The sequence below is a fragment of the Rhodanobacter sp. KK11 genome (assembly GCF_033345435.1).
In the GTDB taxonomy this organism is placed as follows: Bacteria; Pseudomonadota; Gammaproteobacteria; order Xanthomonadales; family Rhodanobacteraceae; genus Rhodanobacter.
Genome location: NZ_JAWPMI010000004.1, coordinates 74,248 through 90,184 on the forward strand (window position 1 = coordinate 74,248; position 15,937 = coordinate 90,184).

Genomic DNA, 15,937 nt, shown 5'->3' on the forward strand with positions numbered 1-15,937 from the left:
CCACTCAGGCGGACGGCGCGGGGATCGCCAGGCGGTCGTCGTCCGCGCCGGTCAGCAACTGGCGATGCACCCGTTCGAGCTCGGCCAGCAACTGCGCGCGCGCCTCGGCGGCGAACGGGTTCTCGCGCTGGATCGCCGCGAACAGGTGGCCGGCGTCGCCGCGCACCGCGTCCAGCATGTGGCGCATGCCCTGGAACGAGGGCGGCGCCAGCGCCATGTCGTCGCCCACGCCCAGCCCGACCAGTCCCTTGGCCACGAAGAAGGCCAGCGCGTGGGTGCGGGCCATGGCGCGGTCGTGGCTTTCCGGGTCCTGCACGACGACCTCGCAGCCCAGCGCGCGGAACAGCTCGCCGGCGCGGGCGGCGGCCTCGGTATGCGCCGCCGAGGGGCAGATCACCGTGCGCAACGGCTCGCCGCGGGCCAGGCTGAGCGGGCCGAACAGCGGATGCGTGCCGACGTGCGGAAAGTCCGCTCCGAGCAGTTCGTCCATCGTCGCGCAGGGGTGCAGTTTCACGCTGCCCACGTCGAGCACGGTCTGCCCGGCGTGCAGCAGCGGGCGCAGCGCCAGCAGCGCATCGCGCAACTGCGGCACCGGCATCGCCAGCACGATCCACGACGCATCGGCCAGCGTGGCCGGCATCGACGCGGCGGCGAGCGCGGCGGGAACGGCCGCGTGCGGATCCCAGGCGCGCACGCGATGCCCCGCCTGCGTCAGCAGGTCGGCGAAGGCCCGGCCGAAACGGCCGTAGCCGAGCACGGCGAAAGTCGCGGCCGGCTGCGCCGGCTCGCGTGGCCGGGCGGCGTTCATGCGGTGAGCGGCGGGCGACCGCTGGCCAGGCTGGCACGCAGGGTGGCGCTCCACGGCGCGAGGTCGATGCCGCGGGCGGCCAGCCACGACGGATCGAACAGCGTCTGCGCGTAGCGCTCGCCGCGATCGCACAGCAGGCTGACGATGCTGCCGCGCTCGCCGCGGGCACGCATCGAGGCGGCCAGTTGCAGGCAGGCGACCAGGTTGGTGCCGGAGGAGCCGCCGTAGCGGTGGCCGAACAGGTCCTCCAGCAGCCAGGCGGCGGCGATCGAGGCGGCATCGGGCACTTCGACCACGCGGTCGACCACGTCGAAGATGAAGCCCGGCTCCACCCGCGGCCGGCCGATGCCTTCGATCAGGGTGGGCTGGCTGGCGACGGCCTGTGCATCGCGGTCGCGCCAGCCGTGCACGTAGGCGCTGCCGGTCGGCTCGGCCACGCACAGCCGGGTATGCAGCCGGCGGTAGCGCAGGTAGCGGCCGATGGTGGCCGAGGTGCCGCCGGTGCCGGCGCCACAGACGATCCAGGCGGGTTCCGGTTCGGCCTCGAGCGCGAGCTGGCCGATGATCGACTCGGCGATGTTGTTGTTGCCGCGCCAGTCGGTGGCGCGCTCGGCCAGACCGAACTGGTCCAGGTGGCAGGCGCCGCGCGCCGCGTGCTCAGCGGCGCGCGCATGTACCTGGGCGGGGTCCTCGACCAGGTCGCACTCGCCGCCCAGCGCCTGCACGTCGCGGATCTTGCCCGGCGCGGTGCAGGCCGGCATCACCGCGGTGAAGGACAGGCCGAGCAGGCGCGCGAACCAGGCTTCCGAGATCGCCGTGCTGCCGGAGGAGGCGTCCACCACGACCTGCCCGCCGCGCAGCCGGCCGTTGCACAGCGCGTACAGGAACAGCGAGCGCGCGAGGCGATGCTTCAGGCTGCCGCTGGGGTGCGCGGCCTCGTCCTTGAAGTAGAAGTCGATGCCGTGAAAGCCGGGGAAGTTCAGCTTCAGCAGGTGGGTGTCGGCCGAACGTGCCGCCTCCTGCGCCAGCTTCGCCAGGGCATCGTGCACCCAGCGGCGATCCGTCTCGTGTTGCAGGTTGACCAGACGCAGGACGCTGTCCATCGGGGGCTCCGTGATCATGGGCGAAGGTCGGCGTTGCGGCTCAGGGCGCGCACACGACGGGCAAGGAAGTCGAAGTAGCGGTCGATGTAGCTGATGCCGTTCTCGTGGTCCATCAGGTACGGGTTCATCAGCGTGTGGCGCAGGATCAGCAGGCGATCCTCGTCCGCATCGAAGCTGTCCGCGCGCAGCCCCAGCGCAGTAAGCAGACGTGTGGTCTGGGCCGGACCCAGCATGTCCGGGCGCAGGCTGGTCACCGAGCCGAAGAATTCCTTCAGCTGCAGCGGCTGCTGCGGATCGCAGCGCAGCTCGTCGTGCAGCGCGCGCACGAACGCATTGGCCGCCGCCGGCAAGGTGTTGCCGCAGGGGTTGAGCGCCAGGCACACCAGGTTGCTGTCCGGCGCGAACGGCACCAGTGCGTGCGCGACGCCGGCCAGTTCCAGCGCGAAGCGCTGCGCGCGGGCATGGAAGGCCTCGGCGGCGCGCACGGTGGCGCGCGGCAACGCGCCGAAGTGGGCGTGGTCCAGCGGCAGCACCTTGTGCGTCACGTACACCGCCGCGGCCGCCGCGCCGGACTTCGAGCCTTCCGGAATGAACTGGCCGAGACTGCGGTAGCGCGCCAGATAGCCGGCGGGCGTGGCGGCATGGAACACGTAGTCGGCACGCTCGGCCAGCAGTGCCATCGCACGGTGGTCGCGGCAGACGAAGGCGCCGCTGCCGTAGGGCAGATAGCCCAGCTTGTGCGGGTCGACGGTGACCGAGTCGGTGTCGCCCAGCGCGGCGAACGCGGCGTGCACGGCAGGCGTGGGGAACTGCACGTAATCGGCGGCCACCTCGTCGCGGGTGCGCAGCGTGCCGTCCTCATGGCGGAACAGCGTGGCCAGGTAGCCGCCCCAGGCGGCGTCGACGTGCACGGCGAAATCCAGCCCGGCACGGCGCGAGGCGTCGCGCGCGGCGAGCACGGCGTCGATCGGGTCGATGGTGCCGTACTCGGTGCCGCCGAGCACGGCCACGCACATCAGCACGGGTTGGCATTCGCGCGCGCAGCGCGCCAGCGCGTCGCGCAGGGCGGCGGCATCGAGGCGCATGCCGTCGGTGGGCAACAGCTCCAGCTGGTCGCGACCGAAGCCGAGCAGTTTCAGTCCCTTGCTCCACGAGTAGTGGGCGGTGACCGGCGCCAGCACCCGCGGCACGCGCAAAGACGGGTGCGCGGCGAAGAAGCCGGCCAGGCCGCGCTGCTCGATGCGTTCGCGCTCGACCTTGTCCAGCCAGTGCCGGCGCGCAGCCGGTGCCTGTGCGGCCAGCCACTGCTGCCAGCGTTCCAGCAGGGCGATGCCCGCGGCCTGCGACAGGTTGAACGCGGTCCAGTCATCCTCCGGCAGCGCAAGCTCGGGCACCTGCGCCGCGCGCAGCGCCACCGGGAACGCCTTCAGCGCCAGCGCCAGGCGCAATGCCTGGTAGTTGGCCAGGGTGCCGCCCGAGGTGAGGTGGCCGAACGCGCAGGCGTCCTGCGCCGGGTCGTGCGGGTAGCCGAGCATGCGCGCCAGCTGCAGGCCGGCCTGCACCTCCATGTCCACGGTGACCGGCGCGGCGTCCTCGCTGACGTTGTTGGGGTTGTACGGCAGCGTGAGCATCTGCGCAGCCAACCCCGGCAGCAGCAGGTCGCTGGCCATGTGGCCGATGTAGCGCGGGCTGTGGAACGGCACCGACTTCTTCAGCGCGGCGGAGAGCTGGTGCAGCTCGCGGCGCATGCGCGACTCGAAGGCGAGGTAGTCCGGGTGGTGCGCGGCGGCGGTGGCGATCGCCGGCGGGTCCTCGGGGTGGAAGTTGCGCCGCCAGTAGACGTGGTCGCGCAGGAACTCCACCAGCAGCTTTTCCAGCAGCGCGTCGTTCTCGCCGTAGGGGCCGAGGAAGCAGGCGTCCAGCGTGTGGTCGCGCGGCTCCTGCGCGGGAAACGGCCGTGCCGCACTCATGTCAGCCATCCGTGCAGCCAGCCCAGCGGATGGTGCATGCGCGCCACGCCGAGCATGTAGACGTAGATGGCCAGCGCGGCCACGTAGAAGGCTCGCCGTGCGTGCGGCGTGCGCGCCCGCTTCAGCGCCAGCGTGCCCATCAGCACGTAGACCACCAGCAGCACCAGCTTGGTGGCGAGCCAGCCGTTGGCGTACAGCGCATGCGGCAGGATCGACACCAGCATCAGCGCCGCGGTGAGCAGGGCGGTGTCGATGGCGTAGCTCAGCCAGCGCAGCGGTGCCGATTGCGCGACGCCGGCGTGGCCGGCCTGCACCAGCAGGCCGCGCAGCGCGAACAGCGCGCCGCTGGCCAGCACGCAGGCGATGTGCGTCCATTTGATCTGCGGGTAGAACTCGAGCATGGCGGCGGGAATCGGGGATGGGGGAATCGGTTTGACCAAAGCATCAGGGCGCGCCTTGCGGCGCGCCCTGACATGGGTCAGGCGTTTTCGGGAAGGGCGTCGGGGACGACGGCCTTGCGCCCCGGCGCCAGCCACAGCGAGGCGACGAACACGCCGAAGAGCAGGGCGCCGACCGCGAACAGGGTGTCGCCCGGCACGCGCATCCACACCAGCAGGTGCACGATGGCCTGGTCCATGAACTCGGCGGAGCGGGCGAACCAGTAGCCATGTTCCAGCACCGCCTTCAGCTGCAGGATGCCCAGCGGCAGCAGGGTCAGCGCGGCCATCATCGACAGGCCGATGTTGAGGGTCCAGAACGAGCCCTTCAGCCAGCCTTCGCGCCACTCGGCCTGCGGCTTGATGCCGCGCAGGCAGAACAGCATCAGGCCCAGGCCGAGCATGCCGTATACGCCCATCAGCGCGGTGTGGCCGTGGGTGGCGGTGAGGTTGAGGCCCTGCATGAAGTACAGCGCGATCGGCGTGTTGACCAGGAAGCCGAACAGGCCGGCGCCCACCAGGTTCCAGAAGCTCACCGCCACGAAGAACATGATCGGCCAGCGGTAGCGCGCCATCCACGGCGCGGCGTGCTGCTTCTTCCAGGTGTCCAGGGCCTCCAGGCCGATCAGCGCCAGCGGCACCACTTCCAGCGCCGAGAAGCTGGCACCCAGCGCGATCACCGCCGTGGTGGTGCCGCTGAAGTACAGATGGTGCAGCGTGCCCAGCACGCCGCCGGCCATGAACACGATGGTGGCGAACAGCACGTTGGTGGTGGCGCTGCTGACGCGCAGCAGGCCCAGGCGCACGAACAGGTAGCTCATCAGGGCGGCGGCGAACACTTCGAAGAAGCCTTCCACCCACAGGTGCACCACCCACCAGCGCCAGTATTCGACCATCGCGATGTGGGTGTGCTCGCCCCACATCAGGCCGGCACCGTAGAGCAGGCCGATCGCCACGGTGGAGAGGAACAGCAGGCCCACGATGGAAGCGGTCTGCTTGCCGCCGCGCATCGCCGGCCACAGCGCGCGACCCACCAGGAACAGCCACAGCATCAGGCCGACGAACAGGAAGATCTGCCAGAAGCGGCCGAGGTCAACGTACTCCCAGCCCTGGTGGCCGAACCAGAAGTTCTTCGACAGGTCCATCTTGTCCATCACCGCCAGCCACTGGCCGGCGAAGGAACCCACCACGATGACCAGCAGGCACACCCACAGGAAGTTCACCCCGAGGCGCTGGTACTTCGGCTCGTAGCCCGAGATCATCGGCGCGATGTACAGGCCGGCGGCCAGCCAGGCGGTGGCGATCCACAGCACCGCCAGTTCGGTATGCCAGGTGCGCGTGAGGCTGTAGGGCAGGTAGTTGGCCAGCGCGAAGCCGTAGGCCTGCTGGCCTTCCACCTGGTAGTGCGCGGTGGTGGCGCCCAGCAGGATCTGCACCAGGAACAGGCCGATCACCGTCCAGAAATACTTGGCGGTGGCTTTCATCGAGGGGGTGGGTTTCAGCTCGCCCAGCGGGTCGCGTGCGGGTACCGGCGGCAGCGGCTGGTCGTGGGTCTGGCGCGCGTGGTGCCAGCCCAGCAGGCCGATGCCGAGGATCAGGAACAGGATGCTGAAAACCGACCAGAGGAAGTTGGCCGAGGTGGGAGTGTTGCCCACCGTCGGGTCGTACGGCCAGTTCTGCGTGTAGCTCATGCTGCTGCCGGGGCGGTCGGCCGCGGCGGCCCAGGCCGTCCACCAGAAGAACGCGGTGACCGCGCGGCGATGGTCAAGCTCGGCGACGGTGTTGTCGCGCATCGCGTAGGTTTCGCGCAGCTTGGCGGTGGCCGGGTCGTTGCTGAACAGGCTCATGTAGTGCGCGGCCACCACGGCCATCGCCTGCGCGCGCAACGGCGACACGGTGATGGTGTCGGTGGCGGCGTCGTAGGTGTTGGTGCGCAGCTCGGGCTGGATGCGTGCCTTCAGTGCGGCCTGGCGCTCGGCGTCGAGCGATTCGAACGAGGCGGCGCCTTCGTCGCGCGCCAGCAGTTCGAGCATGGTGGCGGCTTCGCGGTGCAGCCAGTCGGCGCTCCAGTCCGGCGCCAGCAGCGCACCGTGGCCCCAGATCGAACCGAGCTGCTGGCCGCCGATGCTCTGCCACACCTGGCGGCCCTGGTCCAGGTCGGCTCTGGTGTACAGCGTCTGTCCATTGCCGGTGACGACGGCGGCAGGCAGCGGCGGTGCCTGCTGGTGGACCACGCTGCCGACCCACAGCAGCACGGCGAAGGACGCGACGAGCAGGGTCGCCAGTCCAAGCCAGAGTTTTCGGGTGGTACTCATCGCGCATCTCCCTGGAAAGTGCGCGCATGCTCGGCGAGGCCGGGAGGAGCCATCTTGATGCAGGTCATTCGGGCGACTGCGACGTGCCGCGCAAATTGTCGCAGCCGGGCGCGGCCGGCATGGCATGATCGGCGCGACGCGCAACGCCGAGGGGGCAGGCAGGCATGAACGATCAGCACAAGCTGCGGGACGCCCGATTTCCGCTGCTGCTGCTGGCAGTTTTCCTGGTCGTGGCGGTGGCCCTGGGCATTTCGCCGCACTACCGCCAGGACTGGCTGCTGGAGAACGTGCTGGTGCTGCTGGCTTTGCCGGTGCTGGTGCTGGGGTTTCGCCGGCTGCGCTTTTCCGATGGCAGTTATGCGGCGTTGTTCGTGTTCCTGCTGCTGCACGAGATCGGCGCGCATTACACCTATGCCGAGGTGCCATGGGATCGGTGGTTCTCGGCGCTGTGCGGCTTCTCGCTGCACGAGGCGCTGGGGCTCTCGCGCAACCACTTCGACCGGGTCATCCATTTCGCGTACGGCCTGCTGGTGACCCCGGCGGTGGCGGAGCTGGTGGCTGCGCGCACGTCGTCGCCCGGCGTCTGGCGCTGGCTCGTGCCGGTCAGCCTGATCACCGCGGGTTCGACCTTGTTCGAGCTGTTCGAGTGGGCTGCCGCGGTGTGCTTCGGCGGCGATCTCGGCGTGGCCTACCTGGGTACCCAGGGCGATCCGTGGGATGCGCAGCAGGACATGCTGCAGGCCCTGCTGGGGAGTCTCGCTGCGGTCGCCGTGCTTGCCGCCGCTGCCCGGCGCCGCCGCCGGCGCGAGGCTGCGGCAGTGGCGCAATCCAGCGGGCGCCGGCGGACGCACGCTCCGCGCACGCGCCCCTAATGCTGCATCAGCACCGGGACGGTGGCTTCTTCCAGCACCCGCCGGGTGGCGCCGCCGAACACGCGCTCGCGCATGCGCGAGCGGCCATAGGCGCCCATCACCAGCAGGTCGGCGCCGAGGTTGCCGACTTCCTTCAGCAGGATTTCGCCGGCCATCGCGGAGGAGGCGCGGACGTAGCCGGGCCGCGGCGTGATGCCGTGGCGCAGCAGGTAGACGAACGGGTCGAAGCGCGGACGCCCTTCGTCGCCGTCGCGCAGGTCGCCGTCGACCAGGACGACCTGCTGCGCCACCTTGAGGAACGGCAGCGCGGCATGGATCGCGCGGATCGCTTCGAGGCTGCCGTTGCAGCCGATCACGATCCGCTCGAAGCGGATCTCGCCGCGCCACTGCGGCGGCAGGATCAGGCAGGGCACGCGGCAGCCCAGGATCGCCTCGCCGAGGATGTCGAGCAGGCCGGATGCCTGCACCATGTCGCGCTCGAGCACCGCCAGGTCGTGCCGCGCGCCGAGCCAGCGCAGGGTGGCGGCGACTCCGGCCCGGGCGACGATCCAGTCGGCGTTGCGCACGCCGGACTGGTGCGCGAAGGATTCGAAGGCCGCACGCTCGTCGGCGAAGTCGGGTCGCGGTTCGAGCAGCAGGCCGAGCACCGTGGGCTCGTCGCCGGCCTCGCCGCCGGCGAGTTTCCGCAGCGTGGGGTCGATGAAGCAGCCGGTCAGGTCGGCGTCCCAGCGTGAGGCGATGGCAGTGCCGGCGACGGCGGCGGGACTCCACGGATCGGTCGCGGTCACCAGGGCGAAGATGTCGCCAGGGCGCGTCACGCGCGATGCCGGTTCGGTCTTGGTCATGGCGTTCAATCCGGGTGGCGCATCGTTCAGAGGTCGAGGGTGTGGATGGCCTGCGTGGCGTCGTCAGGATCGAGCCGGCGCTGGAAGCCCAGGTAGTCGGCCAATTCGTGCATCGGCTCGTTTTCGGCGGCGTCGATCGAGAACATCCGGCGGAATCCGTTCTTGCGCGCGATGTCGATCAGGCGCTTCATCAGCAGCACGGCCAGGCCGCGATGACGCCAGTCGTCGGCCACCGTCACCGCACACTCGCATTGTTTTCCGTCGTCACTGGCGCCGTAGCGGCTGACGCCGACCTCGCGCAGTTCGCCGTTGTCGTGGGCGAGCGCCACGAAGGCCACGCGCTGGCGCTCGTCGACGTCCATCAGCTGGTCGAGCAGGGCCGGGCTGGCTTCCTTCACGTTGCCGAGGAAGCGGAAGCGGCAGGCCTGTTCCGACAGGCGGTTGATGAAATCCGCTTCGCGCTGGCGATCCTCCGGACGCAGCGGACGGACCAGCACCACGCTGCCGTCGTTCAGGGTCTCGATCCAGTGGGTGCCTTCGATGGCGCCGAAGGGCGCGGCGGGCGGGGGGACGTGGTCAGTATGCTGGACGTTGGACATGGCCTGCTCCCGGTGGCGGGTGAATCGCAGTCGATGCCACGCCGAAACGGGCGGCCGTCGCAGCATGGCTTCTTGCGGGATTCAGTTCTACGCCGGCCGGCGGGGGCTCAACTTGACCCTGGTCAATCCCGAGGAATGCGGCGGCAGGCTCAGCCGGCGCCGCTCTGTTTCGGTGCCATCACGCCGCTGCGACAGAGATCGGCCAGCAGATCGGGGCGGCGGATGCGCACGGATTTGCGGTTGACCTCGAGCACGCCCATTTCCTCCATGCGCGAGAACAGCCGGCTGACCGTCTCGACCACCAGGCCAAGGTAGTTCGCGATGTCGTAGCGCGACATCGACAGGGTGAGCGCGGTGCTGTCGCGCTGCAGGCGCTGGTAGCGGTCGGCCAGGCTCTTCAGGAAGATCGCCAGCTGTTCCTGCGCCTGCTGCCGGCCCATCATCGCCAGATGGCGATGCTCCTCGATCACCTCGCGGCTGATCACCCGCATCAATTGCCGGTGCAGTGCGGGCACTTGTCCGGTGACCTGCTGCAGCCGCGCATAGGGCAGCTCGCAGATGCTGCTGCGTTCCAGCGCCTCGGCCTGGCTGACGTGCCGGTCGGACGCCAGCGCGTCGAAGCCGATGATCTCGCCGGGCAGGTGGAAGCCGAGAACCTGCACGTTGCCGGCCTCGTCCTGCACGAAAGTCTTGAGCGAGCCGGAACGCACCACGTAAAGCGCCTCGAACGGGTCGCCATCGCGGTACAGCACGCTGCCGCGGTCTATCGTGCGCTTGTCGCGGACGGCCGTATCCAGCCGCTCCAGGTCGTCGTTGCCGATGCCGGCCGGCAGGCACAGCTCGCTCAGCGCGCAGGACGAGCAACTGCGGCGCAGCTGGCTCAGATCAAGGACGTTGGTTCCGGGATCCATCGGCGTCCCCGCGTGGCTTGGGATGGGCTCTCGTGAACGCGGCACGCAGCCAAGCCGCATGGTCGCACCATAGCATGGCGAGGTGCAAAATTCGTGTCCATTTGACTGCGATCAAGTCGCGCACGCCGTCCTCGCCGCAGGCTGTGGCCATGTGCCGGTCGACGCGTGACCGCGTCGAACCGGCCGTTGCCGACATCCCGCCAAGAGGTTGCCATGAACTGGAAGAACACCACCGATCATTACGGCTCGCTCTCGATCGCCATGCACTGGCTGATGCTGCTGGTGCTGGTCGCCGTGTATGCCTGCATCGAGCTGCGCGGCTTCTATCCGCGCGGCAGCGACCTGCGCGAGGGCCTGAAGACCTGGCACTTCATGCTGGGCCTCAGCGTGTTCGCGCTGGTCCTCGTGCGGCTGGCGATCCGCCTCGTGTCGGGGCCGACGCCGCCGGTCCGGCCGACGCCGCCGATGTGGCAGCAGCGCCTGGCTGCGCTGATGCACCTGGCGCTGTACGTTTTCCTGATCGCGATGCCGCTGCTCGGCTGGCTCACCCTCAGCGCCTCGGGCAAGCCGATCCCGTTCTTCGGCCTGCAACTGCCGGCGCTGGTGGGGCCGGACAAGGCACTCGCCGGCTCGCTCAAGGAGATCCACGAAACCATCGGCACCGCCGGCTACTACCTGGTCGGCCTGCATGCGGCGGCCGCGCTGTTCCACCACTACGTGAGCCGGGACGACTCCTTGCAGCACATGCTGCCGCGGCGCGGCGGACAGGCCTCGTGAGGCCGTGCGCCGATGCCGCCGGCAGCGGCTGCTGCTGGGGCAGCGGCATGCGGCGAATGCGGGGCTGCCGGCCGCCTGCGGGGCGACCGCGCATCGCGACGACTTCGAGGGGACCGCATGCGTAATCTCAAGCGTGCATTCTGGGGGTCTCTCGCTTTCCTGGTCCTGCTGTGGCTCGTTGTCGAGCCCACCGTTTTCCGGTCGAGCACTTTTTTCGGCCTGCGCGGGGCCATGGTGCAACTGACGGGCTTCGTCGCGATCGGCTGCATGAGCCTGGCGATGGTCCTGGCGCTGCGGCCGCGGTGGCCCGAGGCGTGGCTGGGCGGCCTCGACAAGATGTACCGCATGCACAAATGGCTCGGCATCTCCGCGCTGGTCGTCGCCATCGTCCATTGGTTGTGGGCGCAGGGGCCGAAATGGGCGGTGGGTTGGGGCTGGCTGGAGCGTCCAGCGCGCGGCGTGCGGGGCGCGCCGGAAAACCCGCTGGCGTCCTTGCTGTCCAGTCAACGCGGTGCCGCGGAGGGCGTGGGCGAATGGGTTTTCTACGCCATCGTCGTGCTGATCGCGCTGGCCCTGATCCGGCGTTTTCCGTACCACTTGTTCTACAAGACGCACCGCCTGCTTGCCGTCGGCTATCTCGCGCTGGTCTTCCATGCGGTCGTACTGCTGAAGCTCGACCACTGGACGACGCCGGTCGGCTGGCTGATGGCGGTCCTGCTCGCCGGCGGCAGCTGGGCGGCCTTCGTGGTGCTGCTGCGTCGGGTGGGCAGGCGCTCGCAAATGCAGGGAAGCATCGTCTCCCTGCACCATTTCGACGGGGTGGATGCGCTCGAAATCGAAACCGAGGTGCAGGGGTGGCCGGGCCACAAGCCGGGCCAGTTCGCTTTCGTCAGCGCGGACGCCGCGGACGGCGCACACCCCTACACCATCGCCTCCGGTTGGCGAAAAGAAACCTCCAGGATCACCTTCGTGGTCAAGGATCTGGGCGACCACACGCACCGCCTGCACGAGAAGCTTCGCGTGGCGCAGGCGGTGCGGGTCGAGGGCCCCTATGGCTGCTTCACGTTCGACGACGGCAGCCCCCGCCAGATCTGGATCGGCGGCGGCATCGGCATCACGCCCTTCATCGGGCGCATGAAGCACATGGCGTGGCAGAAGGAAGCGCGGGATTGGCCCGCAGGCCAGAGGATCGACCTCTTCCACAGCACCGCGGATGTGGATGATGAAGCGCTCGACCGGCTGGCCGGCGACGCCCACTCCGCCGACGTGCAACTGCACGTGCTGATCGACGCACGCGACGGCCGCCTGACGGGCGAACGCATACGGGCTGCCGTACCCGAATGGCGCGAGGCGAGTATCTGGTTTTGCGGGCCGGCGGGCTTCGGCGAGGCATTGAAGCAGGACCTGGCCAAACACGGATTTCCGGTGGAGCGGCGTTTCCACCAGGAGCTCTTCGCGATGCGCTGAGCGGGCACGGCTGTCGGTGCGCTGGCGCCGGCGACATCAGGCAGACGATGGCCGAGGGCCAGCAAGAAGGCCGCCGGAATTTCCCCCGACGGCCTTTCCCCTTGCTTCACCTTGCGCACCCGCCTGCACTCAGGCTTGTGCAGGCAATACTCTCAACAGCGACGGTGCGCTCACTGCGCTGGCGCGCGCCTCCATCGAGGCGAGGAAGCGCCACACGAACAGCAGGGTGACCAGCAGCAGCCCCGGATAGCCCACGCCGGCCAGCAGGTAGGGCAGGGTCGGGTCGCCCTCCACGCGTACCCGCGGCAGGTTGAAGCTGAGCAGGCCGAGCGTGATGACCGCACCGAAGATCCACATCAGCATCAGCCAGATGCCTGCCTCGAAACCGCTCAGCGGGCGGCTCCAGCGGGTGGCGGCGTGCGGCGCGACGGTCTCGCCGTGGACGTCCGTGCCGGCCGACACGGCCACGCGACGGCCCAGGGTGAGCAGGTCGTACGCCAGCACGCCGGCGCCCACCGCGAAGACGATGCCGAACAGCGGCAGCATCAGCTTGAACACGCCCATCGTGCGGGCCACGTCGCCGCCGAACCAGTCCAGGCCCAGGATGCGGTAGACGTAGATCTGCACGGTGCCGCCGATGGCGAAGGAGAACGCCATGCCGAGCACGCCGGTCAGCACCAGCCAGAAACCGAGCTTGCCCAGCCGCTGGTCGTAGTTCGGCACCTTGCGCAGGATCGGCACGGCGTAATAGGCCGCCGCGATGCCCAGCATGCCGAAGGTGCCGAACAGCGCCAGGTGCGCGTGCCCCGGCGTCACCCAGGTGCCGTGGGACCACACGTTGGTCAGCGCGAAGGTCATGGTGAAGCCCAGGATGCCGGCGCCGATCTGCTCCAGCACCACCGAGCCCAGGATGAAGTAGAACGCGGGCGCATTCTCCAGCGGGCGCTTGTTGACGTGCGCGTCGAGGTAGATGTGCCAGAAGCAGAACACCAGCGGCAGCGGTTCCAGCGCGCTGAACAGCGAACCCCAGAACTGCCAGAACTCCGGCGTGCCGATCCAGAAATAGTGGTGCGCGTTGCCGATCAGCCCGGACAGCCACACCAGCATCACGCCCCAGAACACCGCGAAGCCCACCGACTTGACGTCGACCTTGAACATCAGCACCAGCAGGAAGCCGACCAGGGTGATGTGGATGACTTCCCACACGCCCTCCACCCAGTAGTGCACCACGAACCAGCGGAAATATTCCTGCAGGTCCAGCCGCGCCACGTAGAACAGGCCGAACACCCACACCGCCATCAGCGCGCTGACGCCGAGGCCGAGGCCCCAGTGGATCTCGTTCCACTGGCGCACCGGCGGGAACGTGCGCAGCACCACGTAGGCGAGGATCGCGAAGCCGATCAGCACCAGCACGCCGGCGATCCGCCCCGCCTCCAGGTACTCGAGCCCCTGCTGCAGCCACGGCTGCCCCTGCCACCAGCCGGCGATGCCGAACTGGGCCAGGCGCAGGGTGAAGAAGTTCCACACGGCGATCACGATCAGCGCGTAGAACAGCAGCTTGATCAGCCACGGCGCCACCATCTCGCGCTTGGCCAGCAGCGGCCCGACGAACAGGATCGCGCCGATGAAGCCGCACAGGATCCACAGGATGCCGAGGTTGAGGTGCTCGGCGCGGGCGACGTTGAAGTTCACCACGCCGGCGAGCACGGTCGGGTCGGTCTGTTGCAAGGACAGCAGCAGGCCGTAGCCGACCTGCAGCACGAACAGCACCAGCATCAGCATGAAGAAACGCAGGCTCAGCCGTTGGGTCTGGAATTCGATCTGCATCACTGCTTCTCCAGGGAGTGGAGGTAGGCCACGATGGCGTTGACTTCGTCGTCCTTGAGCAAGGCCTCGTAGGCGGGCATCACGCCGGTCGCGTAGCCAGCCACGATCTTGGCGTTGGGCTGGCGGATCGACTCGCGCAGGTAGGCGTCATCGGCGATCACCGTGCTGCCGTCGGCGAGCTTGACCGTCGAGTTGTACAGGCCGCCCCAGCCGGGCCCGACCAGCTTCTTGTCGTCGGTGGCGTGGCAGGCCACGCAGCCGGTGTCCCTGGCCAACTGCGCGCCGCGAGCCACCGGGTCTGCCGCGGCGGGCGCGGCTGACGCCGGTGCCGGCGCGGGTACGCCCTGGGCGAGCGCGACCGTGCCGTGCGCAAGCTGCACGCGGCGGTCGAAGCCCTGCACCTCCACCTTCGGCGGCCAGCCCTCGGTGTTCATCGCCGAGGTGTACTTGAGGTAGGCGATGAGCTGGCCGATCTCGTCCTTGGTCAGCGGCAGGTTCGGCATCATCGTGGTGCCGCCGCCGCGCCGATCGATGCGCTCGGCGGCGCCGGGGAACTTCTTAAGGTAGGTCTCGATCGAGTCGCTGCCGACGTCAGCCTGCTGGTTCGGGTCCAGCAGCTGCGCACGTACCGCCGCCGTGGTCGGCCAGCCGCCGGCCGACGGCAGGAACGCCGCCAGCCACGCCGGTCCGGCGTGCTTGTACTCCTGGGTGAGGTCCGGGCCCAGGTAGGCGCCGTTGCCGACCATGGTGTGGCAGCCCATGCAGTTGTAGGCCTGGAACACGCGCTTGCCGTCGACGGCCTGGTAGGGGCCGAAGGACACCGTGTCCGGAGTCACCTGGTTGCGCGACTTCAGGAAGGAGAAGATCGACAACACGACGAAGATCAGGGCCAGGATGGCCAACACCGTGAATGCGCCCCGGCGCCGGGGCGTCTCGCAACTGCTACCGCCGGTTCCGCAGCTCATGAGAGTTTGTCCTTGGTGATGGCGGTCTGCCCCTGGGTGTCGTGCACGAACAGGATGCGCAGGCTGCCGATGAAGACGTAGAACACGTACACGGCCAGCACGAAGCCGGAGGCGAAGTAGATCCACCAGGCGACGTGCGATTCGGGCCAGTACTCGAAGTCGCGCCAGAATGGCCAGGACAACAGGACGGCTGCCACGCAGGCCAGCACCGAAAGCATCAGATCAGTGATCCGCTGCGTCATGCGATTTCCCCCTTTGGGTTCGAGCCTCGTCGGATAGCACCAGAACCACCGAAACCCTACCCCTAGGGATTCGCGTGCAAGGCGGTTGAATACTAGGGTGCGGCGTTTGCGCGCACGCCTGATCCAGGTCAAGCGGGCGCGTGATTTCGACGCGTCCGTTGCGGGGCGTCGACGCGGGCCATCGCTTGCGCGGGAACCGCGGGCGCCGTTGCGCGGGCCATGCGCGGTGGTGGCTGCAGTCAGTCGTCCGTGCCGATGCTGAGCTGCAGGATCTTTCGACGCACACGCTGCTCCTCGGCCGGACTGATGAGTCCTTCGTCCAGCAGTTCCTGCAGCACTTGCAGCTGGCGCAGCCGCCGCTGCGGCATGGTCGATGGCGGGGCGGGCGGCACGCGCGTCGCCGCTGTTGCTGCTGCCGGCGTCGCTGCCGGTGTCGTCGGGGGTGGTGCGGGCGTCGTCGTCGCGGCGACGCAATCCAGGCGCAGGTGCAGATCCTGCTTGAGGTCGTCCAGCGTCACGCGGTGGCGCAGCGGATCACAACCGGCGTGGCGCAGCGTGACCGTGCCGTAGAGTGCGGCGCGCGTATCCGGGTAGCTGTTCGGGTAGATGTCGCGTTCGCTGACGGTCAGCGGCGTGACGCCGGCCTTGCCGCCGATCAGTTCGACCTCGGCTGCCGAAGGCGTCGATTCGATGCGCAGCGTGCCGACCTGCAGTGCCTGCGCATGCGCGCTGGCACTGGCGGCGAGCAAGAGCACGGTCGCGCCGGCGTGTGCCCACGATCGCGTCGGGAGGCGGCGGG

At 69.1% G+C, this 15,937-nt stretch carries 15 protein-coding genes; 3 read left to right on the top strand and 12 right to left on the bottom strand.

What is annotated here, in order from left to right:
- Positions 1–4 precede the first annotated feature (4 nt).
- The 5 genes from R5H19_RS10900 to R5H19_RS10920 form a co-directional block, all read right to left on the bottom strand.
- On the bottom strand, positions 5–808 hold the full coding sequence (locus R5H19_RS10900) for a prephenate dehydrogenase/arogenate dehydrogenase family protein (RefSeq protein WP_318159028.1): 804 nt from the start codon (positions 806–808) through the stop codon (positions 5–7).
- Positions 805–1,911, bottom strand: a complete 1,107-nt coding sequence (locus R5H19_RS10905) for a PLP-dependent cysteine synthase family protein (protein WP_318159029.1) — start codon at positions 1,909–1,911, stop codon at positions 805–807. Before R5H19_RS10905 ends, R5H19_RS10900 begins: the two co-directional genes overlap by 4 nt.
- Positions 1,912–1,925: 14 nt before the next feature.
- Positions 1,926–3,881 carry a pyridoxal-dependent decarboxylase gene (locus tag R5H19_RS10910; protein ID WP_318159030.1) on the bottom strand — a complete coding sequence of 652 codons (1,956 nt, stop codon included), beginning with the start codon at positions 3,879–3,881 and terminating at the stop codon, positions 1,926–1,928.
- Positions 3,878–4,282 carry a SirB2 family protein gene (locus R5H19_RS10915; protein WP_318159031.1) on the bottom strand — a complete coding sequence of 135 codons (405 nt, stop codon included), beginning with the start codon at positions 4,280–4,282 and terminating at the stop codon, positions 3,878–3,880. The genes R5H19_RS10910 and R5H19_RS10915 overlap by 4 nt, the downstream gene beginning before the upstream one ends.
- 77 nt (positions 4,283–4,359) lie before the next feature.
- A complete protein-coding gene (locus R5H19_RS10920; protein WP_318159032.1) occupies positions 4,360–6,633 on the bottom strand; it encodes a nitric-oxide reductase large subunit in 2,274 nt (757 codons plus the stop codon).
- A gap of 164 nt (positions 6,634–6,797) precedes the next feature.
- Between R5H19_RS10920 and R5H19_RS10925 the strand changes: the two genes are divergently transcribed.
- Positions 6,798–7,505: a DUF2238 domain-containing protein gene (locus R5H19_RS10925; RefSeq protein WP_318159033.1), complete on the top strand. Its 708-nt coding sequence runs from the start codon at positions 6,798–6,800 to the stop codon at positions 7,503–7,505.
- Here the strand turns inward: R5H19_RS10925 and R5H19_RS10930 are convergent.
- From R5H19_RS10930 to R5H19_RS10940, 3 genes are all read right to left on the bottom strand, one after another.
- Positions 7,502–8,350 (bottom strand): universal stress protein, encoded by an 849-nt coding sequence (locus R5H19_RS10930; protein ID WP_318159034.1) that lies wholly within the window; start codon positions 8,348–8,350, stop codon positions 7,502–7,504. The genes R5H19_RS10925 and R5H19_RS10930 overlap by 4 nt on opposite strands.
- A 26-nt stretch (positions 8,351–8,376) precedes the next feature.
- Entirely contained in the window at positions 8,377–8,949 is a 573-nt protein-coding gene (locus R5H19_RS10935) for a GNAT family N-acetyltransferase (protein WP_318159035.1), read from the bottom strand.
- A gap of 149 nt (positions 8,950–9,098) precedes the next feature.
- Entirely contained in the window at positions 9,099–9,860 is a 762-nt protein-coding gene (locus tag R5H19_RS10940) for a cyclic nucleotide-binding domain-containing protein (RefSeq protein WP_318159036.1), read from the bottom strand.
- Between the two features lie 213 nt (positions 9,861–10,073).
- On the opposite strand from R5H19_RS10940, the gene R5H19_RS10945 reads away from it, so the two are divergent.
- Positions 10,074–10,637, top strand: coding sequence for a cytochrome b (locus R5H19_RS10945; protein ID WP_318159037.1), 564 nt, complete (start codon positions 10,074–10,076; stop codon positions 10,635–10,637).
- A gap of 117 nt (positions 10,638–10,754) precedes the next feature.
- Positions 10,755–12,104, top strand: a complete 1,350-nt coding sequence (locus R5H19_RS10950) for a ferric reductase-like transmembrane domain-containing protein (RefSeq protein ID WP_318159038.1) — start codon at positions 10,755–10,757, stop codon at positions 12,102–12,104.
- Between the two features lie 129 nt (positions 12,105–12,233).
- Here the strand turns inward: R5H19_RS10950 and R5H19_RS10955 are convergent, their stop codons facing one another.
- The 4 genes from R5H19_RS10955 to R5H19_RS10970 form a co-directional block, all read right to left on the bottom strand.
- Positions 12,234–13,931: a cbb3-type cytochrome c oxidase subunit I gene (locus R5H19_RS10955; protein WP_318159039.1), complete on the bottom strand. Its 1,698-nt coding sequence runs from the start codon at positions 13,929–13,931 to the stop codon at positions 12,234–12,236.
- Positions 13,931–14,836, bottom strand: coding sequence for a cytochrome c (locus R5H19_RS10960; protein WP_318159040.1), 906 nt, complete (start codon positions 14,834–14,836; stop codon positions 13,931–13,933). Before R5H19_RS10960 ends, R5H19_RS10955 begins: the two co-directional genes overlap by 1 nt.
- Positions 14,837–14,892: 56 nt before the next feature.
- Positions 14,893–15,138, bottom strand: coding sequence for a hypothetical protein (locus tag R5H19_RS10965; protein ID WP_318159041.1), 246 nt, complete (start codon positions 15,136–15,138; stop codon positions 14,893–14,895).
- A gap of 239 nt (positions 15,139–15,377) precedes the next feature.
- Positions 15,378–15,893 (bottom strand): hypothetical protein, encoded by a 516-nt coding sequence (locus R5H19_RS10970; RefSeq protein WP_318159042.1) that lies wholly within the window; start codon positions 15,891–15,893, stop codon positions 15,378–15,380.
- Positions 15,894–15,937: the final 44 nt, after the last annotated feature.

Coding starts and splice junctions, on each gene's coding strand:
- R5H19_RS10900 (WP_318159028.1), bottom strand. CDS start 808: ATGAACGCCGCCCGGCCACGCGAGCCGGCGCAGCCGGCCGCGACTTTC.
- R5H19_RS10905 (WP_318159029.1), bottom strand. CDS start 1,911: ATGGACAGCGTCCTGCGTCTGGTCAACCTGCAACACGAGACGGATCGC.
- R5H19_RS10910 (WP_318159030.1), bottom strand. CDS start 3,881: ATGAGTGCGGCACGGCCGTTTCCCGCGCAGGAGCCGCGCGACCACACG.
- R5H19_RS10915 (WP_318159031.1), bottom strand. CDS start 4,282: ATGCTCGAGTTCTACCCGCAGATCAAATGGACGCACATCGCCTGCGTG.
- R5H19_RS10920 (WP_318159032.1), bottom strand. CDS start 6,633: ATGAGTACCACCCGAAAACTCTGGCTTGGACTGGCGACCCTGCTCGTC.
- R5H19_RS10925 (WP_318159033.1), top strand. CDS start 6,798: ATGAACGATCAGCACAAGCTGCGGGACGCCCGATTTCCGCTGCTGCTG.
- R5H19_RS10930 (WP_318159034.1), bottom strand. CDS start 8,350: ATGACCAAGACCGAACCGGCATCGCGCGTGACGCGCCCTGGCGACATC.
- R5H19_RS10935 (WP_318159035.1), bottom strand. CDS start 8,949: ATGTCCAACGTCCAGCATACTGACCACGTCCCCCCGCCCGCCGCGCCC.
- R5H19_RS10940 (WP_318159036.1), bottom strand. CDS start 9,860: ATGGATCCCGGAACCAACGTCCTTGATCTGAGCCAGCTGCGCCGCAGT.
- R5H19_RS10945 (WP_318159037.1), top strand. CDS start 10,074: ATGAACTGGAAGAACACCACCGATCATTACGGCTCGCTCTCGATCGCC.
- R5H19_RS10950 (WP_318159038.1), top strand. CDS start 10,755: ATGCGTAATCTCAAGCGTGCATTCTGGGGGTCTCTCGCTTTCCTGGTC.
- R5H19_RS10955 (WP_318159039.1), bottom strand. CDS start 13,931: ATGCAGATCGAATTCCAGACCCAACGGCTGAGCCTGCGTTTCTTCATG.
- R5H19_RS10965 (WP_318159041.1), bottom strand. CDS start 15,138: ATGACGCAGCGGATCACTGATCTGATGCTTTCGGTGCTGGCCTGCGTG.